The sequence below is a fragment of the Allorhizobium sp. DMC15 genome (assembly GCF_056314065.1).
The window spans coordinates 384272-400599 of the sequence record NZ_JBQUZB010000001.1 but is presented as its reverse complement, the minus strand read 5'-3'; the positions used below and the strand labels follow the sequence as shown (position 1 = coordinate 400599).

Genomic DNA, 16328 nt, shown 5'->3' with positions numbered 1-16328 from the left:
GTTTCAACGTATTGACGTTTACGTCAAGGTTATATAATTTTTCGAGACTTGCACGACCTTTGCGCTAGCATGAGGTTCCAGGATAAGGGGAGGAGCCCGACCTGGGGTGCAGACGAAAAGAATGGTTCGGGAGGACAATATGACGGAAACTATGAGCCGCCTCAGCGGCCGCGCCGCCGAAAAGATCTGGGTCCAATCCTATCCCGCCTCGGTGCCGGCGGAAATCGCCCCGCACGCCCATCCCTCGCTGGGTGCCCTGTTTGAAGCGAGCTGCGCGAAATTCAGCGAACGTCAGGCTTTCACCAGTATGGGCCGCTCCATGACCTTCCGGGAACTGGAAGACCAGTCGCGCAAGGTCGGCGCCTGGCTGCAGTCGAAGGGGCTTTCCAAGGGCGACCGCGTCGCCGTCATGACGCCGAACATCCTGCAAAACCCCGTCACCATCTATGGCATCCTGCGCGCCGGCCTGACCGTGGTGAACGTCAACCCGCTGTACACGCCGCGCGAACTTGAGCACCAGCTCAAGGATTCCGGCGCGAAGGCGATCGTCGTTCTGGAAAACTTCGCCCACACCGTCCAGCAGGTCGTCGACCGTACCGACGTCAAACATGTCGTCGTCTGCACCATGGGCGACATGCTGGGCCTAAAGGGCCACATCGTCAATTTTGTCGTGCGCAAGGTGAAGAAGCTCGTCCCGGCCTGGACCATTCCCGGCCATACCAGCTTCAAGGCCATGCTGACAGAGGGCGGCAAACTGGCGCTGAAGCCGGTCCCGGTCTCTCCCGGCGATATCGCCTTCCTGCAATATACGGGCGGCACCACCGGCGTTTCCAAGGGCGCAGCCCTCACCCACGCCAATCTTCTGGCCAACAAGCAGCAGATCGCGCTCTGGCTCGAAGCGGCCTTTGCCGGTCAGTCCCGCCCCGACGTGCTCAATTTCGTCTGCGCGTTGCCGCTCTACCACATCTTTGCGCTCACCGTGAATTCGCTGATGGGCGTGGCGCTCGGCGGCCATAACCTTTTGATCGCCAACCCGCGCGACATCCCTGCCTTCATCAAGGAATTGCAGAGCTTCAAGGCACATATCTTCCCGGGCCTCAACACGCTGTTCAATGCGATGATGAACAATCCGGAATTCAAGAAGATCGATTTCTCCTCCCTGATGCTCGTTCTCGGCGGCGGCATGGCGATCCAACGGCCGGTGGCCGAGCGCTGGCTTGCCATGACAGGACGTCCGATCACCGAAGGTTATGGCCTCTCCGAAACCTCCCCCGTTGCGACCGTCAACCGGCTCGATGCGCGTGAATTCTCGGGCATGATCGGTCTGCCGCTCCCCTCCACCGATATCGAGATCCGCGACGAGGACGGCAACACGCTGCCGATCGGCGAGGTCGGCGAAATCTGCATTCGCGGACCCCAGGTCATGGCCGGCTACTGGCAGCGCCCGCAAGAGACGGCGAAGGTGATGAGCGCCGACGGCTTTTTCCGCTCCGGCGACATGGGCCTGATGGACGAGCGCGGCTATGTGAAGATCGTCGATCGCAAGAAGGACATGATCCTCGTCTCCGGCTTCAACGTCTATCCCAACGAGATCGAGGAAGTCGCGGTCATGCATCCGGGCGTGCTGGAATGCGCGGCCGTCGGCGTGCCGGACGAGCATTCGGGCGAGGCCGTGAAACTCTTCGTGGTCAAGAAGGACCAGGCGTTGACCATCGACGAGCTGAAAGCCCATTGCGCCGCCAACCTCACCAATTACAAGCGGCCGCGCTACATCGAGTTCCGCACCGAACTGCCGAAGACCAATGTCGGGAAAATCCTGCGCCGCGAGTTGCGCGACGGAAAATAAATCGATTGAAATAGGGGGTGCTGTCAGGCTCCCCCTGTCTTGATAGCGCCTTGTGGTGCGACTAATGTCCCGGACAATCATCGCCAACAGGGACATTCCGATGCAAGCCATCCTCGACAAGCTGACGAGCGCCGTTGCCGCCACCCATGCCGAAGACCTGCGCGCGGCCTTTGCCGCCGATCCGCAGCGCTTCTCGCATTTCAGCGTCACGCTCGGCGATCTGCTGATGGATTATTCCAAATGCGCGGTGAACGGTGAAGTGCTCGACCTCCTGGAGGAACTCGTCACCACGGCCGGCGTTGCCGACAAGCGGGACGAGATGTTCTCGGGCGCCCCGATCAATTTCACCGAAGGTCGTGCGGTTCTGCACACCGCCTTGCGCAACCGCTCCAATCGTCCGGTTGTCGTAGACGGTCGAGACGTGATGCCGGACGTCAACGACGTGCTCGAGGCCATGGGCCGGTTCGCCGAAGGCATCCGGTCCGGCGATTTGAAGGGCGCAACCGGCAAGGCGATCACCGATGTGGTCAATATCGGCATCGGCGGCTCGGATCTCGGTCCGGTCATGGCGACACTGGCCCTGGCCCCCTTCCATGATGGCCCGCGCCTGCATTTCGTCTCCAACATCGACGGCGCCCATATCGCCGACACGCTGAAGTCGCTTGATGCCGAAACCACCCTGTTTATCGTCGCCTCGAAGACTTTCACCACCATCGAGACGATGACCAATGCCCAGACGGCCCGCGCCTTCGTGGCAGATGCTCTCGGTGAGGCCGCGGTCGGCCACCACTTCTGCGCCGTCTCGACCGCGCTCGACAAGGTCGCCGACTTCGGCATCGATGAGGCCCGCGTCTTCGGCTTCTGGGACTGGGTCGGCGGGCGTTATTCGATCTGGTCGGCGATCGGCCTGCCGCTGATGATCGCCATCGGCCCCGATCATTTCGGCCAGTTCCTCGATGGCGCGCACGCCATGGACGAGCATTTCCGCACGGCCCCCTTCCGCGACAACCTGCCGATGCTGCTCGGTGCGCTCGGCGTCTATCATCGCAAGGTGCTCAACTACCCGACGCGCGCCATCCTGCCCTATGACCAGCGCCTGTCGCGCTTCCCGGCCTACCTGCAGCAGCTCGACATGGAATCGAACGGCAAGAGCGTCACGATCGACGGCAAGCCGGTCCAAGGCGCTTCCGGCCCGGTCGTCTGGGGTGAACCCGGCACCAATGGCCAGCACGCCTTCTACCAGCTGATCCACCAGGGCACGAGCGTCATCCCGGCCGAATTCATGATCGCCGCCAACGGCTTCGAACCGGAGCTGCGCCACCAGCACGAGCTCCTGATCGCCAATTGCCTCGCCCAGTCGGAAGCCCTGATGAAAGGCCGCACGCTCGCCGAAGCCAAGAGCCAGCTCACCGCCAAGGGCGTTTCGGACGAAGAAGCCGATTTCCTGGCTCCCCACCGCGTCTTCTCCGGCAACCGCCCCTCGATCACCTTCGTCTACGACCAGCTCACGCCCTTCACGCTCGGCCGCCTGATCGCGCTTTACGAACACCGCGTCTTCGTCGAAGGCGTGATCTTCCGGATCAATTCCTTCGACCAGTGGGGCGTGGAGCTCGGCAAGGAACTGGCGACGGGGCTTCTGCCGGTGGTTCAGGGCAAGGTCGCAGCGACCGGACATGACAGCTCGACGGCAGGCCTAGTCTCGGCGCTTGCGGAGCGGAAGACGGGGTGAGTGCCGCGCAATGTCCTTAAAACAGGGGGACGGGCATGCTTCATCACATCGAAATCTACGTTTCGAACCTGGACGCGTCGCATGCGTTCTGGACGTCCTTGCTTACGAAGATCGGCTATGAGGAAGCCGGTCGCTGGGAGGATGGTTTTTCGCTCGATCACGAGAGCGGGACCTATCTGACTTTCGTGCAAGTCGCGGCGAAGCATGCCCATCGGGGCTATCACCGGAGCGGTATCGGGCTAAACCATCTCGCCTTCAGTGTGCCGGATAGAAAGACCGTCGATACCCTTCATGACTTCTGCCGCGCGAACGGCGTGGCTGTCCTCTATGAGGACCGCCATCCTTTTGCCAATGGCGGAGCAGAATATTATGCCCTGTTCGTCGAGGATCCGGACCGGATCAAGGTGGAGTTCGTGGCGGCGTCAACGGCCTGATCGTCCCACGCCATCCCCGGCAACTCGAATGTTGTCGACAAAGATACCCACACTTGTTCCAATTCCCTCTACGTGAAGGGCATCGCCGGGTTTCAACGAGATCCGGAAGCCTCCGGCCGATTACCCGCCCGCCAGCATTCGATCCAATGCAGCCTGCAAGGCATCGGCGGACGCATAGTCGAAATGTGCCTCATAAAACTCGATCCCCTGCCGCGCCTTGTGGGTAAAGTCGATCCGTGAGGTGTCGGTCGCCATGTCCACAGGCTCGCCGGTTGTGGCAGAGATCTTCATGGTCATGCCGAGGAAGGGCGAGCTTTCTTCGAAGGTCATTTGACCGCTGCGGAGCTGTTCATTCATCCAGTCGAACAGTTCCTGCCGGGTCATGCTGGTGAAATCGAGGGGCTCGGCATCGGCGCTGTCGTCTGTGGGCGCCTGCGTATCCGCGGTCTTCGCCGATAGCATCGCCTCGAACTCCTGCGCCCCCGCACCCTTGCTCGCAACGTTCCGTGTGCCCGAGAACAGGTGGCTGGCGGCTGTGTCGATTTTCATGATTGCACTCCCTTCTGCCCAGACAGTTGCAATCAAATCTTGCGTCAACCTTTACCGACGGAAGGAGTGTTGCGGCCCAGATCCGTCACCGGCGGTGACGCACTGCCGAACCGATCCTATATCGGGCCGATGTCCGGCCGTCACTCTTAGAACCCGATCTCCGCCGCCATCGGCGGATTGGCCCCTGCCCGCGACACGGTCACCGACGCAGCCTTGGCGCCCACCGTCAGTGCCTCGCGCACAGCCTCATCCGTCAGCGTCGCGACCTTTTCCTTGGTCAGTGGGTCCTGACACTCTATAGTTAGGAATACTCAAAACATGATCGAGCATCATTTATGCGAAAGTCAAAACTGCGACGATCCGATTTAATCGCGTTCTTGATACTGGTCAGCGGAGCTGCATATGCATGGGCCAACACTCAAACATATGAAAACAAAACACTATTCGATGCGTACCGAAAGGGGGCTTATGAGAACTACGAGAAAATACCAAATGGAGATCCGATCGTAGCTGCATTGAGTAAAGGCTTTCGGTGCGAGAGTTATCAGCCCGGCGAATGGGTGAGAGTTGAGATCTCTTACTTTAGATTTTTTAGTGTCGAAACTTCCGAGTACCTGGATGTTCATGTAGGCTCGACGGAGGAAGCGGGTTGTATTTCCGAAGTCGTATTAAGACGCTACCCCTAAATTTTCGCCCAAGGTGGCGGACTGATTCTTATTGGAAAGGGACGAGCCGAAGCTATTTGCCAGAAATGGCAAGCATCCGAACTAACAAGACAGTGTCAGTCGATACGGACCTACGGAGATGCGGAAGACCGCACTAAGGTCGTTCCCCCTTCTGACAGAACCGTTAGGCAGTTCTCCGCAATGCGTTGCGATCAGAACCCGATCTCCGCCGCCGTCGGCGGGTTCGCCCCTGCCCGCGACACGGTCACGGCCGCCGCCTTCGCGCCCACTGTCAGCGCCTCGCGCACAGCCTCTTCCGAGAGCGCCGCGACCTTGTCCTTGGTCAGCAATCCCTGACGCTTCAGCGATGCCAGAATACCCGCATCAAACGTGTCGCCGGCGCCGACGGTGTCGACAACTTCGACCTTGTTGGAGGGCACCGAGACCTTGAAGTTGGCGGTATAAGCGGTTGCCCCTTCCGCGCCCTTGGTCAGCACCACGAGCTTGGCGCCGCGGGTCAGCCAATAGGCGGCGCGTTCGTCCTGGCTGCCCTTAAGATCGAACCAGTCGAGATCTTCGTCGGAGAATTTCAGGATGTCGGACATATCGGCCATGCGGGCGATGCGGGCCTGATGGGCCGCCTTGTCCTTGATGAAGCCGGGGCGGATGTTGGGGTCGAGCGAGATCACGCGCGTCTTGTGCTCGCGCGTCATCAGCGCCTCGTAGGTCGAGCCGCAGGGCTCCGGGATCAGGCTGATCGCGCCAAAATGCAGGGCTTCGCAGCGGTCGTCGAGGGTCGGCAGATCGGCTTCCGTGATCATCCGGCCAGCCGTGTTCTCATCGTAGAAGGCATAGGATGCCTGGCCGTTGGTCAGCTTGACCAGCGCGATCGTGCAAGGCCGCGAGAGCGTGGCGCAATAGCTGTAATCGACGCCCGAGGATTTCAGCGTATCGCGCAGGATATCGCCCAGCATGTCATCGGAAAGGCCAGTGAAGAAGCCGGTCTCGATGCCGAGGCGACCGAGCGCGATCGCCGTGTTGAAGATCGCGCCGCCAGCATAGGGCGAGAAGGCCCGCTCGCCGAGCGTGGTTTCGCGTGGCAACATGTCGATCAGCGCTTCGCCGCAACACAGGATCATCTCGACCTCCCAGTCATCGTTTCAATCGATTTAAACCAAGTCGCCGCGAATTTCCAGTGCGGCCGTGGGCAATTGCTCAAGCGAGCGACGAAATCCCACCATTGCGGCCCGACCAAGCGAGCGGTGCGTCGAGGAAAGCCTCGACTTCCGACAGCGTCTTTTCGTCGAAAAGCTTCTGTTCGCGCGCGACGGCCAAAACATTGCGCCAGGTGGCGATGTAATGAAGCTTCACCTTGCCATCTTCGAAACGCTGCTCGGCCTCCGGGAAGATCCCATAGAAAAACAATGCTATGCCGTGGTCGACGACACCGCCGGCCGCCCTCACCGCATCGATGAACTTGAACATGCTGCCGCCGGCGGTCGTCAGGTCTTCGATGACGAGAACACGCGCACCTTCGGGCATATGGCCTTCGATCTGGGCGTTACGGCCATGGCCTTTCGGCGCCTTGCGCACATAGATCATCGGAAGGCCGAGGCGATCGGCGAGAAGCGCTGCAAACGGGATACCCGCGGTCTCGCCACCTGCGATGCAGTCGAACTGCTCGAAGCCGGCATTGCGCATGAGAGTCGCTGCGGCAAAATCCATGACGGCCGAGCGCACGCGTGGATAGGACAGGAGCTTGCGGCAGTCGATATAGACGGGGCTCTTCATGCCCGAAGAGAGCTTGTAAGGCTCGGCCGCGTTGAAGTGCACCGCCTTGATCTCCCAGAGCATCTTCGCCACGAGGTCTGCCATCACGGCGGGGTCGGTGAAGGGGGTCTGGATCATCGGGTTCTCCTGTCTTTCCGGTTTTATCGGCAATAGCAGCAAGGCGAACGCCCCGCCAGATGGGTCCCGCATGGAACAATCCGCTTTGCCAAATCTTTAAGGGCTCACCACCCACGAAGGACCCATTCCATGGACAATATGCTCGTCATCCAGCCGGTCGTCGCGCTCATCGCCGGTATCCTGATCCTGATCATGCCGCGCCTGCTGAACTACGTCGTCGCGATCTACCTGATCCTCGTCGGCGTGCTCGGTCTCTGGCCGCAGTTGGCGACCATCGCGCCATAAAGACAAACGCCGGGCGACGTCATTTGTGACGGCGGGCTGGATGGATGGAAGATTACCGAGAATTCACTCGGATTCCGTCAATACATATGTTTATTTATATGTATTGACGGAATCTTCCAAAGGACAACCCGATGCGCTCTCCAATTCTCCTGATTGCCGGTCTGACAGCGGCTCTTTCAGGCTTTTCGCAACCGACCATTGCTGCAGAACTATTGCCAGCCACTCGAAATGCCCTCTACGCGGCACTCGCTGACGAGTATCGCGCGGAGGCCTTTTATGATGCGGTGATCGGAAAGTTCGGTGAGGTCCGCCCGTTCAGCAACATCATCGTTGCCGAACATCATCATGCGGAGCAACTCCGCAAGGTCATGAAAAGCCATGGCTTGGAAGCGGGTAGCAACCGCGACATCGGTTCGGAGGCGATCGCGGCGACAGTGCCGGATACGCTGGCCGAAGCGTGCTCCATGGGCGTGCAGGCAGAAATTGCCAATCGGGATCTCTACGGCAAGGAACTGCTGCCTGCCGCCGCTGATTATGACGATGTAACGGCGGTTTTCACCGCACTCCGCGACGCCTCGGAGAACAACCACCTTCCCGCCTTTCAGCGCTGTGGTGGCGAGGGCGCAGGATCCGGCAAACTACACGGAAAAGGCCACCGCATGGGTCACGGTATTGGCGGCGGCACGCAGCACGCGAAACCCTGACGCACTCAAGAGAACGCGTTACGACACCGCACCAAGCGAAGCCCCGCCGGGAAACAGGCGGGGCTTGGCTGTTTCAGTCAACATCCCAGTGCAGGGCGAATTTCGGGTTGAATACCGTCACCGGCCCGGCGCCGGTGGAGATCTTGACGGGGAACTCGACCGGCTCCTCCCGCTTCACCAGGGTGATGGTCTCCTCGTTTGCCGGCAGGCCATACCAGGCCGGACCATTCAGCGAGGTGAAGGCCTCGAGTTTGTCGAGCGCATTCTCTTCTTCGAAGACATGGGCCAGGCAGCTCATCGTGTTGATCGAGGTATAGATGCCGGCACAGCCGCAGGCGCATTCCTTCAGGGGATCGACATGCGGCGCGCTGTCGGTACCGAGGAAAAACCGGTGATCACCGGAAACGGCCGCCTTGCGCAGGGCCTGGCGATGGTTCTCGCGCTTGGCGACCGGCAGGCAGTAGTAATGCGGCTGTATGCCGCCGACGAGAATGTCGTTGCGGTTGATGATCAGATGATGGGTGGTGATCGAGCCGGCCAGATTGCGCTCCGCGGAGCGGATATACGCAATGCCGTCTTCGGTCGTCACATGCTCCATGGTCACCTTCAGCTCCGGCAGGCGCTTGCGCAGCGGATCGAGGACCGTGTCGATGAAGACCTTCTCGCGGTCGAAGATATCGACCTCCGGCGTCGTCACCTCGCCATGCACGCAGAGGGGAAGGCCGATCTTCGCCATGCGCTCCAGCACCGGCATGGCCTTTTCCATGTCGCGTACGCCGCCATGGGAATTTGTCGTGGCACCGGCCGGATAAAGCTTCACCGCCGTGATCAGACCTGAGCGCTTGCCCTCCTCCACATCATCGGGATTGGTGTGTTCCGTGAGATAGAGCGTCATCAGCGGCTCGAAGCGGTCGCCCGCCGGCACCGCCTTGAGGATCCGCTCGCGATAGGCGCGCGCATCCTCGGTGGTCACCACCGGCGGCACGAGGTTCGGCATGATGATGGCGCGGGCGAAATGCCGGCTGGTGTCGCCGATCACGCCTTCCAGCATGGCGCCATCGCGCAGATGCAGGTGCCAGTCGTCGGGGCGGCGGATGGTGAGGGATGACATGGGGCGAGCCTCCGGCTTGACGAGAACTCGCCGCCCTTAGCATGTCCAATCCGCCGGATCAAAGCATCAGGCGACCCGTTCGCCGGGGAAGCGATCCGTCGAGTTCGCCATGGCGCGCTCCGCCTCTTCCGCCTGTTCACGCCGGTCCTGTTCCATGATCGCCTGGATTCGCGGCAGCGCCCGTTCGAAAGCCGCAACGCAATCGGGATCGAACTGGGTGCCGGCACGGCCGAGAATGTGTTCCACCGTCCGTGCAAAACTCCAGGCCGGCTTGTAGGGCCGCTCGGTGGTCAGCGCGTCGAAATTGTCGGCGATGCAGACGATACGGCCGGAGATCGGGATTGCGGTGCCGGCGAGACGGTTGGGATAGCCCTGCCCGTCCCAGCGCTCGTGATGGCTGGCGGCAATCTCGGAGGCGAGCTGCAGCAGCGAGGAATGCGAGCGGCCCAGGATATCGCTGCCGATTTCGGCATGCGCCTGCATCTGGCGATATTCCGCTTCGGTCAGGCGTCCCTGCTTCAGGAGCACCGTGTCGGGCATCGCCACCTTGCCAATATCGTGCATCGGCGCGGCAAGACGGATGTCGTGGCAGAGCTGCGGCGAGAGACCCAGTTCGACGGCGATGGCCTCGGAATAACAGGCGACCCGCATGGTGTGGCGGGCGGTTTCCGGATCCTTGTAGCCGGCTGCCAGCGTCAGGCGATGAATGATCTCCTGCTCCCGCTCGCGCAACTCGCCGACCGCGCGCTCCACTTCGCGGCGCAGCCATTCGGCCTGGTCGGCGAGCTGACGGCGGGCACGGGCGAGGCTGACGATGTTCTGCACGCGGGCCTGGAATTCGACCGGGTTGACCGGTTTTGTCAGGAAGTCGATCGCGCCGGCATTCAGCGCCGCCATGCGGGTGGTCATGTCCTTGTCGGCGGTCACGAAGATCACCGGCACTTCGGCATATTTGTCGAAGCGCACGATCTCCGTATAGAGCTCGACACCGTTATAAACCGGCATCTGGTAATCGATGATCGCAATGTCGAAATCGAGTTCCGGCAGGGCCGACAGCACGGCGTCGGGGCTGGCAAAGGGCAGCGCCTCGCAACTGTCGAGCTTGCCGACCAGCTTGGTCAGAAGCTTCAGGTTGGTGCTGTTGTCGTCAACCAACAAGATACGCATGGTCACCTCCGTGCTTCTATGCAACGAGTTTGAATTTGAGGGCCTGGATTTCGTCGCCCAACATTTCGATATCGGCCGGCTCCGGCGCCTGGTGGCGCAAGGCGTTGGCCTTCACCGCCAGGTCATTGAGACCGACATTTGACGCCGCACCCTTGATCGTGTGCAGCACCCGGTCACGCTTGTCCGGATCCTGCTTGCGCAGGGCCTCGTCCAGCTCGACCAGAAGTTCTTCCGCATCGTTGAAGAAAGACTCGACCAGTTCCTGGAAAACCTCTTCGCCGAGGGCCTCGACAAGCTCCGCATGGCGCGCTTCGTCCAGCCCCTCGATGCCCAGACCCGGCAGAGCGCGCATCGGCATGCCGCTCATATCGGGTTCCGGCAGCTCGAAGCGCTCGACCGCAGCCTTGCCGGCCTCAGGCTGGTTCTGGCTCCGCGATGCGCTGCGGTCCGGCGTGGTGGCATAGGCGATCATCTGCTTCAGTCTCTCCAGGGTCACAGGCTTGGATTCAAAGCCCTGCATGCCGGCATCCATGCAGCGACGACGGTCGTCGTCCGAGGCATTGGCCGTCATGGCGATGATCGGGGTGGCGGCGCACGGGCCGGCCTCGGCGATGATCCGCCGCGTCGCCTCGATCCCGTCCATCACGGGCATCTGCATGTCCATGAGGATGAGGTCGAAGATCTGGTGACGCGTGATCGCGACAGCCTCGGCCCCGTCATTGGCGATCTCGACCTCCTGTCCGAGACGGGCCAGGAAGCGGGACGCCACGATCTGGTTGACCTTGTTGTCCTCGACGAGAAGGATGCGATAGCGTGGCAGGGTTTCCTCGGCCACGATCTTGGCCGCGACGCTGTCGGCCTCCTCGCGGCTGACCGGAACCACGGACAATTCGAACCAGAAAATCGAGCCGACGCCAACCGTGCTGCTCATGCCGAGCTCGCCGCCCAGCTTCTCGACGATCTGCTTGCAGATGGTGAGGCCGAGGCCGGTGCCGCCATAGCGTCTGCTGATCGAGGCATCCACCTGCGAGAAGGGCTTGAAGAGCTTGTCGAGGCCGGCCTCGTCGATGCCGATCCCGGTATCCTCGACCTCGAAACGGATCATCAGCTTGCCTTCGCGGTAGAATTCGCGCAGTCGCAGCGTGACGGTGCCTTGGCTGGTGAACTTCACCGCATTGGACAAGAGGTTCAGGAGAACCTGGCGCAGGCGTGTCGGGTCGGTCTTGACGAACAGCGACTGGAGCGATTCCGGCAGGTCGAGAACGATGGTGTTGCCGCCATCGTCAGCCCGCCCGCGGATAATGCTGACGGTGCTTTCGGCCAGACCACAGATGTCGAAGGCACGCTCCTCGAGCTCCAGCTTGCCGTGTTCGATCTTGGAAAAGTCCAGGATCTCGTTGATGATTTCGAGCAGCGCTTCGCCTGATGAACGGATCGTCTTGACGCTCGACAGGGCATCGTCGGGCAGTTCCGACAATTCCAGGAGTTCGGACATGCCGAGGATGGCGTTGAGCGGTGTGCGGATCTCGTGACCCATGGTCGCCATGAACTGCGACTTGGCCCGGTTTCCGGCGTCGGCTGCTTCATAGGCCTCGGTCAGTTCCGATGCCATGGCCTGCAGCTCGCGGCTGGTTTCGCGCACCGAGCGCAATTGCCGGTTCAACGTGACGACCAGGAAAACCACCGAAACCATCAGGAGAGCCAGCATGATGCCGGAAGTGCGTTCCAGCCCGAGAATGGTCTGCCGGCTTTCGGCGCGCTCGGAGCTGACACGGGTATTCGTGTAAAGAAGGAACTGTTCCGTGATGCGGCCCAGACCGGATACGGTCGTCTCAAGCAGATCGAGTTGCTGCGACGTGGGGTACATGCCGGCGGCAATGCCATCGAACACAGGCTGGATGTCGGTGATGGTCTTCCTGATATCGCTTATGTGACCGCGAATTTTCGGATCATTGGCGAAGTAGCTACCAAACTTCGACTGGTCGAGGATCGCGATCCGCGAATAGAGAATGTCGTAGCGCAAGCCGAGTTCCTGATAGGCCTCCGGCGTTGGCTCTCCGCGACGCAGAACCGACAGAGTGTAGTCCAGCTGACGGCTTTCCCGGTCCAATTGATAGACCGACCACATGGAGTTTTCGCGCACACCGTCTTCCATGATCCGGTACTGGCGAGCGATATCGACGAAGAGGATCAGCAGCACGGAGAGAAGGACAGCCGAAATCAGCTGCAGGAGGAATGCGACGCTGCCGCCTCCCGCCGCCTTCCGGAGTGTCGCTTCCCGATCTTTCACTTGCCGACCTCGATTTCCTTGATCTGCCAGACCGAACGGGAGAAATACTTCTCATTGTAGAGACCGGGATCCTGGTCGAAGGGATAGACGACCATCAACGGCCCCTTGTCGCGCACCGACATCGGCTTGCCGTCCATGCGGGTCGCCAGAATCGTCGCCAGCTTGGCGTCATCGGCCGGCACTTCGGCGGCATAATCGTTCAGCGCTTTGACAGAGAGACGCGACCCGTCGGAGCCGACGGCCTCCAGCACAGCGCTCAGCAGCGGGCCCTCGAAGGTTACCTTGCCTTGCGTCCAGGGCGTCTCCATCGTCGCCTTGCGACCCGGCAGCGCCTCCAGCATGGCGAGATCGAACTCAGCCGTGTCGCCGGCATTGGTGTTGGTGATGGCGCCCTTGATCGTCAGTACGACCGGGCCTTTGGGTGCATCCAGGGCAAGCGCGGAGGTCGCGCAGGCGGTGCCCAGCAGAAGAGCAAGCAGCATGCCTTTCATGGGGTTTTCTCCGGATCTTGGTGTTGTTTCAGGCGGACTTCGGCAAGTCCTGGACAATCGCAGCGGCGCCGAGATGGTCGGCGATCAGCTTGCGGAAAGCCATGGCCTCCACCGGCTTGTGCAGGAAGTCGGTCACACCGGCCGCACGGGCCTCCTCGCGAAGGCGCGGATCGGTCTCGGCCGTCACCATCACGGCCGGCACATCACGATAGCGATCCATCAGCCGCACGGCCTTGATGAACTGCAGGCCCGACATGCCGGGCAGCAGGTGATCGACGATCAGCATGGAAAAGGCTTCGGCGTGGCAGAAGGTCAAGGCAGCGTTGCCGTCGGAGGCGACAACCATCTCCTCATTGGTCACCTTCTTGGCGAGATGCTTGATGATCATCGCATTGGTGGGGTTGTCTTCAACGATCAGAATTGTCATGCCGCCACTCCTCTCCTGCGCTGGTCCGTCGGACTGCCCGTCTCCCGAACGCTCGGGAAGACGTTGCACGCGTTAATCTTTCATGGAGGAGTTGTATCAGGAGGAGGCTGAAATTGGCTGAAGCAAACCGATACAATTTTATCGATCGCGCATTTAATTAGAACTTAAGAATTAAAGGGCGAACGAACTGTCCAGCCACACCAGCGGCTTAGCCGAAACGGAGCGTAATGTCGGCGGGATGGCTGGCGCTGAGCACTAGACGACCATTGGGCAGGTCGTTTCCGTAGACCTTGGCCTCAATCTCGTCCTGGGACAGTCCGTAATGGACCCAGCGGGCAATGAGCCGACGCTCCAGTTCGTCCTCCTCCGGCGCCACCATGACCGTCAGATCGAACTGCGAGGCAATCGGCCGCCAGGGCTCGCGGTCGAGAAGGACGTAATTGCCCTCAACGAGAATGATGCGGTCTTCCGGCGCAATGCAGCGGGCCGCACAGATGGCGAGCTCCCGGTCGCGATCGAAAACAGGAACCAGAACCTCGCCGCCGGCGCGCACGGCGTGAAGGATGTCCCGGAGACCGCGCACATCAAAGGTCTCCGGCGCCCCCTTGCGCGGCAGGAGGCCGCGTTCGATGAGCAGACGATTGTCGAGATGGAAGCCGTCCATCGGCAAGACGGCCGGCGCTTCGCCCAGCAACTTGAGCCGCTCGAACAAAGCGTCGGCCAGGGTGGACTTTCCGCCTCCCGGCGGGCCGGCGATACCGACGAGGAAGCGGGCTCGTCCTTCAGCCCGCTTCACAATTTCGTCGGCGAGTTCGTCGAGCGACATGCTCATGCCGCCAGACCGGCATCCGGGGCAGGCCGTGCGCCCGTCATGAAGGCGACGGCATCCGACATGGTGTAGTCCTTCGGATTGATGACGCAGAGCCGCTTGCCGAGGCGATGGACATGGATGCGATCGGCCACTTCGAAGACATGCGGCATGTTGTGCGAGATGAGGACGATCGGCATGCCGCGCGAGCGCACGTCGAGGATGAGTTCGAGAACCTTGCGGCTCTCCTTGACCCCGAGCGCTGCAGTCGGCTCGTCGAGAATGATCACCTTGGAACCGAAGGCCGCCGCACGGGCAACCGCCACACCCTGGCGCTGACCGCCCGACAGCGTCTCGACCGCCTGGTTGATGTTCTGGATGGTCATCAGGCCGAGTTCCGTCAGCTTGTCGCGGGCGAATTTTTCCATCGCCGGACGGTCGAGCTTGCGGAAAACCGACCCCATCACGCCGGGTTTGCGGATTTCGCGGCCGAGGAACATGTTGTCGGCGATCGACAGTGCGGGCGAGAGCGCGAGGTTCTGATAAACCGTCTCGATTCCGGCCTTGCGGGCCTCGATCGGCGAGCGGAAGTTGACCGGCTGACCGTCAAGGCGAATTTCGCCCTCGTCCGGCACGACAGCACCCGAGATCGCCTTGATTAGCGAGGACTTGCCAGCGCCGTTGTCGCCGATGACGGCGAGGATTTCGCCGGGATAGAGGTCGAAATCGGCATTGTCGAGAGCGGTGACGCGGCCGTAGCGCTTGACCAGACCACGCGCGGTGAGAATGGGTTCCTGGGTCATCAGCCTGCTACCTTTCTGATCCACTGGTCGATTGCGACGGCGGCGATGATCAGCACGCCGGTCAGCAGCACCTTCCATTGCGGATCGGCGCCGAGCATGTTGAGGCCCATGGAGACCACGCCGACGATCAAGGCCCCGAAGAGGGTGCCCAGGATCGAGCCGCGTCCCCCGAAGAGCGAGATGCCGCCGACCACGGCCGCCGTAATGGCCTGCAGATTGTAATCCGTCACGGCTGCCGAAGGCGAGATCGAACCGTTACGGCCGATGGAAACCCATGCGGCAAGTCCTGCGATGACACCGGCGAGCGCGTAGGTGCCGAGCAGAACGCGGTCGGTGCGGATGCCGGCAAGCTGTGCCGCCTCGGGATCATCGCCCACCGCATAGAGATGCCGGCCCCAGGCGGTATGGTTGAGGGCGTACCAGAGCCCGATAACCAGGATCAGCATGAAGACGACGCCGAGCGTGAAGACCGCCTTGCCGACCTTGAAGCTCTCGCCGAAGACCTGAAGGAAGGGTGCGATGGCCTCGACATCGGCATCACGCAGCGTCTCGTTTGCCGAATAGATGAAGTTGGTGGCCATCACGATGTACCAGGTGCCCAGCGTGACGATGAAGGGCGGCAGCTTGACCTTGGCGACGAGCACGCCGTTCAGGAGGCCGCACAATCCGCCGACGGCCAGGCCGATGATGACCGAAATTCCGGAGGGTATGCCGTAGTGGATGGCGCAATTGCCCATCACCACGGCGGAGATGACCATGACCACGCCAATCGACAGGTCGATGCCGGCGGTCAGGATGACCAGCGTCTGGGCCGCCCCCAGGATGCCGACGACGGCGATCTGCTGGAGGATCAGGGTCAGCGTGTAGCTGGAGAAGAATTTGCCACCGATCGTCAGGCCGAAGATGATGATCGACATGACGAGGACGATCAGGGGCACGGCCGCCGGCGTTGAGTGTAAGAAGTGCTGGATCTTGCGCAGAGTGGAGCGGTCCTCGAACGTTGCCACGCTCGTTTCACTCTGGGTCAGCACCTTCTCGAATTCCTGGGCTCCCGCCATGGAACTTCCCTCCCGATTTGGTTCTTGTGCCGGACTTCGGGCCCGGTATTTGG

Annotated in this window: 16 protein-coding genes and 1 pseudogene; 5 read left to right on the top strand and 12 right to left on the bottom strand. The window is 61.3% G+C overall.

The annotated features are described in order from the left end of the window. The first annotated feature begins 139 nt into the window (after nucleotides 1-139). From ACT53S_RS01985 to ACT53S_RS01975, 3 genes are all read left to right on the top strand, one after another. Nucleotides 140-1846, top strand: a complete 1707-nt coding sequence (locus ACT53S_RS01985) for a long-chain-fatty-acid--CoA ligase (protein WP_476065742.1) — start codon at nucleotides 140-142, stop codon at nucleotides 1844-1846. A gap of 100 nt (nucleotides 1847-1946) precedes the next feature. Beyond that, nucleotides 1947-3575 carry a glucose-6-phosphate isomerase gene (gene pgi / locus ACT53S_RS01980; protein WP_476065741.1) on the top strand — a complete coding sequence of 543 codons (1629 nt, stop codon included), beginning with the start codon at nucleotides 1947-1949 and terminating at the stop codon, nucleotides 3573-3575. A gap of 35 nt (nucleotides 3576-3610) precedes the next feature. Next, on the top strand, nucleotides 3611-4009 hold the full coding sequence (locus tag ACT53S_RS01975; protein ID WP_476065740.1) for a VOC family protein: 399 nt from the start codon (nucleotides 3611-3613) through the stop codon (nucleotides 4007-4009). Nucleotides 4010-4129: 120 nt separating this feature from the next. On the opposite strand, the gene ACT53S_RS01970 is transcribed toward ACT53S_RS01975, so the two are convergent. From ACT53S_RS01970 to ACT53S_RS01955, 4 genes and pseudogenes are all read right to left on the bottom strand, one after another. Beyond that, on the bottom strand, nucleotides 4130-4558 hold the full coding sequence (locus tag ACT53S_RS01970; RefSeq protein WP_476065739.1) for a hypothetical protein: 429 nt from the start codon (nucleotides 4556-4558) through the stop codon (nucleotides 4130-4132). A 146-nt stretch (nucleotides 4559-4704) separates the two neighbouring features. Beyond that, nucleotides 4705-4842 (bottom strand): annotated as a pseudogene (locus tag ACT53S_RS01965) (carbohydrate kinase); the annotation flags it as partial. Between the two features lie 593 nt (nucleotides 4843-5435). Then, nucleotides 5436-6362 (bottom strand): carbohydrate kinase family protein, encoded by a 927-nt coding sequence (locus tag ACT53S_RS01960; RefSeq protein WP_476065738.1) that lies wholly within the window; start codon nucleotides 6360-6362, stop codon nucleotides 5436-5438. Between the two features lie 76 nt (nucleotides 6363-6438). Then, on the bottom strand, nucleotides 6439-7131 hold the full coding sequence (locus tag ACT53S_RS01955) for an orotate phosphoribosyltransferase (protein ID WP_476065737.1): 693 nt from the start codon (nucleotides 7129-7131) through the stop codon (nucleotides 6439-6441). A 129-nt stretch (nucleotides 7132-7260) separates the two neighbouring features. Here ACT53S_RS01955 and ACT53S_RS01950 point away from each other — a divergent pair, with 129 nt between their 5' ends. Together ACT53S_RS01950 and ACT53S_RS01945 are read left to right on the top strand one after the other, a co-directional pair. Continuing rightward, on the top strand, nucleotides 7261-7416 hold the full coding sequence (locus ACT53S_RS01950) for a DUF3096 domain-containing protein (RefSeq protein WP_476065736.1): 156 nt from the start codon (nucleotides 7261-7263) through the stop codon (nucleotides 7414-7416). Nucleotides 7417-7547: 131 nt separating this feature from the next. Continuing rightward, nucleotides 7548-8120, top strand: coding sequence for a ferritin-like domain-containing protein (locus tag ACT53S_RS01945; protein WP_476065735.1), 573 nt, complete (start codon nucleotides 7548-7550; stop codon nucleotides 8118-8120). Between the two features lie 73 nt (nucleotides 8121-8193). Here the strand turns inward: ACT53S_RS01945 and pyrC are convergent, their stop codons facing one another. The 8 genes from pyrC to ACT53S_RS01905 form a co-directional block, all read right to left on the bottom strand. Continuing rightward, a complete protein-coding gene (gene pyrC, locus ACT53S_RS01940) occupies nucleotides 8194-9231 on the bottom strand; it encodes a dihydroorotase (protein ID WP_476065734.1) in 1038 nt (345 codons plus the stop codon). 66 nt (nucleotides 9232-9297) lie between these two features. Then, the gene (locus ACT53S_RS01935; protein WP_476065733.1) at nucleotides 9298-10398 is read right to left on the bottom strand and encodes an HD domain-containing phosphohydrolase; all 1101 of its coding nucleotides are present in this window, start codon (nucleotides 10396-10398) and stop codon (nucleotides 9298-9300) included. A 16-nt stretch (nucleotides 10399-10414) separates the two neighbouring features. After that, the gene (locus ACT53S_RS01930) at nucleotides 10415-12688 is read right to left on the bottom strand and encodes an ATP-binding protein (protein ID WP_476065732.1); all 2274 of its coding nucleotides are present in this window, start codon (nucleotides 12686-12688) and stop codon (nucleotides 10415-10417) included. Further along, on the bottom strand, nucleotides 12685-13179 hold the full coding sequence (locus tag ACT53S_RS01925; protein ID WP_142073735.1) for a molybdopterin-dependent oxidoreductase: 495 nt from the start codon (nucleotides 13177-13179) through the stop codon (nucleotides 12685-12687). Before ACT53S_RS01925 ends, ACT53S_RS01930 begins: the two co-directional genes overlap by 4 nt. Before the next feature lie 28 nt (nucleotides 13180-13207). Then, nucleotides 13208-13606 carry a response regulator gene (locus tag ACT53S_RS01920; protein ID WP_142073737.1) on the bottom strand — a complete coding sequence of 133 codons (399 nt, stop codon included), beginning with the start codon at nucleotides 13604-13606 and terminating at the stop codon, nucleotides 13208-13210. Between the two features lie 208 nt (nucleotides 13607-13814). After that, nucleotides 13815-14438 (bottom strand): nucleoside triphosphate hydrolase, encoded by a 624-nt coding sequence (locus ACT53S_RS01915; protein WP_476065731.1) that lies wholly within the window; start codon nucleotides 14436-14438, stop codon nucleotides 13815-13817. Continuing rightward, the gene (locus ACT53S_RS01910; RefSeq protein ID WP_142073740.1) at nucleotides 14435-15217 is read right to left on the bottom strand and encodes an ATP-binding cassette domain-containing protein; all 783 of its coding nucleotides are present in this window, start codon (nucleotides 15215-15217) and stop codon (nucleotides 14435-14437) included. The genes ACT53S_RS01915 and ACT53S_RS01910 overlap by 4 nt, the downstream gene beginning before the upstream one ends. Then, a complete protein-coding gene (locus ACT53S_RS01905) occupies nucleotides 15217-16275 on the bottom strand; it encodes an ABC transporter permease (protein ID WP_113377018.1) in 1059 nt (352 codons plus the stop codon). Before ACT53S_RS01905 ends, ACT53S_RS01910 begins: the two co-directional genes overlap by 1 nt. Nucleotides 16276-16328: the final 53 nt, after the last annotated feature.

What these genes read in the sequence shown, in the direction of transcription:
- ACT53S_RS01985 (WP_476065742.1), top strand. Translation starts at nt 140, where the DNA reads ATGACGGAAACTATGAGCCGCCTCAGCGGCCGCGCCGCCGAAAAGATC.
- pgi (WP_476065741.1), top strand. Translation starts at nt 1,947, where the DNA reads ATGCAAGCCATCCTCGACAAGCTGACGAGCGCCGTTGCCGCCACCCAT.
- ACT53S_RS01975 (WP_476065740.1), top strand. Translation starts at nt 3,611, where the DNA reads ATGCTTCATCACATCGAAATCTACGTTTCGAACCTGGACGCGTCGCAT.
- ACT53S_RS01970 (WP_476065739.1), bottom strand. Translation starts at nt 4,558, where the DNA reads ATGAAAATCGACACAGCCGCCAGCCACCTGTTCTCGGGCACACGGAAC.
- ACT53S_RS01960 (WP_476065738.1), bottom strand. Translation starts at nt 6,362, where the DNA reads ATGATCCTGTGTTGCGGCGAAGCGCTGATCGACATGTTGCCACGCGAA.
- ACT53S_RS01955 (WP_476065737.1), bottom strand. Translation starts at nt 7,131, where the DNA reads ATGATCCAGACCCCCTTCACCGACCCCGCCGTGATGGCAGACCTCGTG.
- ACT53S_RS01950 (WP_476065736.1), top strand. Translation starts at nt 7,261, where the DNA reads ATGGACAATATGCTCGTCATCCAGCCGGTCGTCGCGCTCATCGCCGGT.
- ACT53S_RS01945 (WP_476065735.1), top strand. Translation starts at nt 7,548, where the DNA reads ATGCGCTCTCCAATTCTCCTGATTGCCGGTCTGACAGCGGCTCTTTCA.
- pyrC (WP_476065734.1), bottom strand. Translation starts at nt 9,231, where the DNA reads ATGTCATCCCTCACCATCCGCCGCCCCGACGACTGGCACCTGCATCTG.
- ACT53S_RS01935 (WP_476065733.1), bottom strand. Translation starts at nt 10,398, where the DNA reads ATGCGTATCTTGTTGGTTGACGACAACAGCACCAACCTGAAGCTTCTG.
- ACT53S_RS01925 (WP_142073735.1), bottom strand. Translation starts at nt 13,179, where the DNA reads ATGAAAGGCATGCTGCTTGCTCTTCTGCTGGGCACCGCCTGCGCGACC.
- ACT53S_RS01920 (WP_142073737.1), bottom strand. Translation starts at nt 13,606, where the DNA reads ATGACAATTCTGATCGTTGAAGACAACCCCACCAATGCGATGATCATC.
- ACT53S_RS01915 (WP_476065731.1), bottom strand. Translation starts at nt 14,438, where the DNA reads ATGAGCATGTCGCTCGACGAACTCGCCGACGAAATTGTGAAGCGGGCT.
- ACT53S_RS01910 (WP_142073740.1), bottom strand. Translation starts at nt 15,217, where the DNA reads ATGACCCAGGAACCCATTCTCACCGCGCGTGGTCTGGTCAAGCGCTAC.
- ACT53S_RS01905 (WP_113377018.1), bottom strand. Translation starts at nt 16,275, where the DNA reads ATGGCGGGAGCCCAGGAATTCGAGAAGGTGCTGACCCAGAGTGAAACG.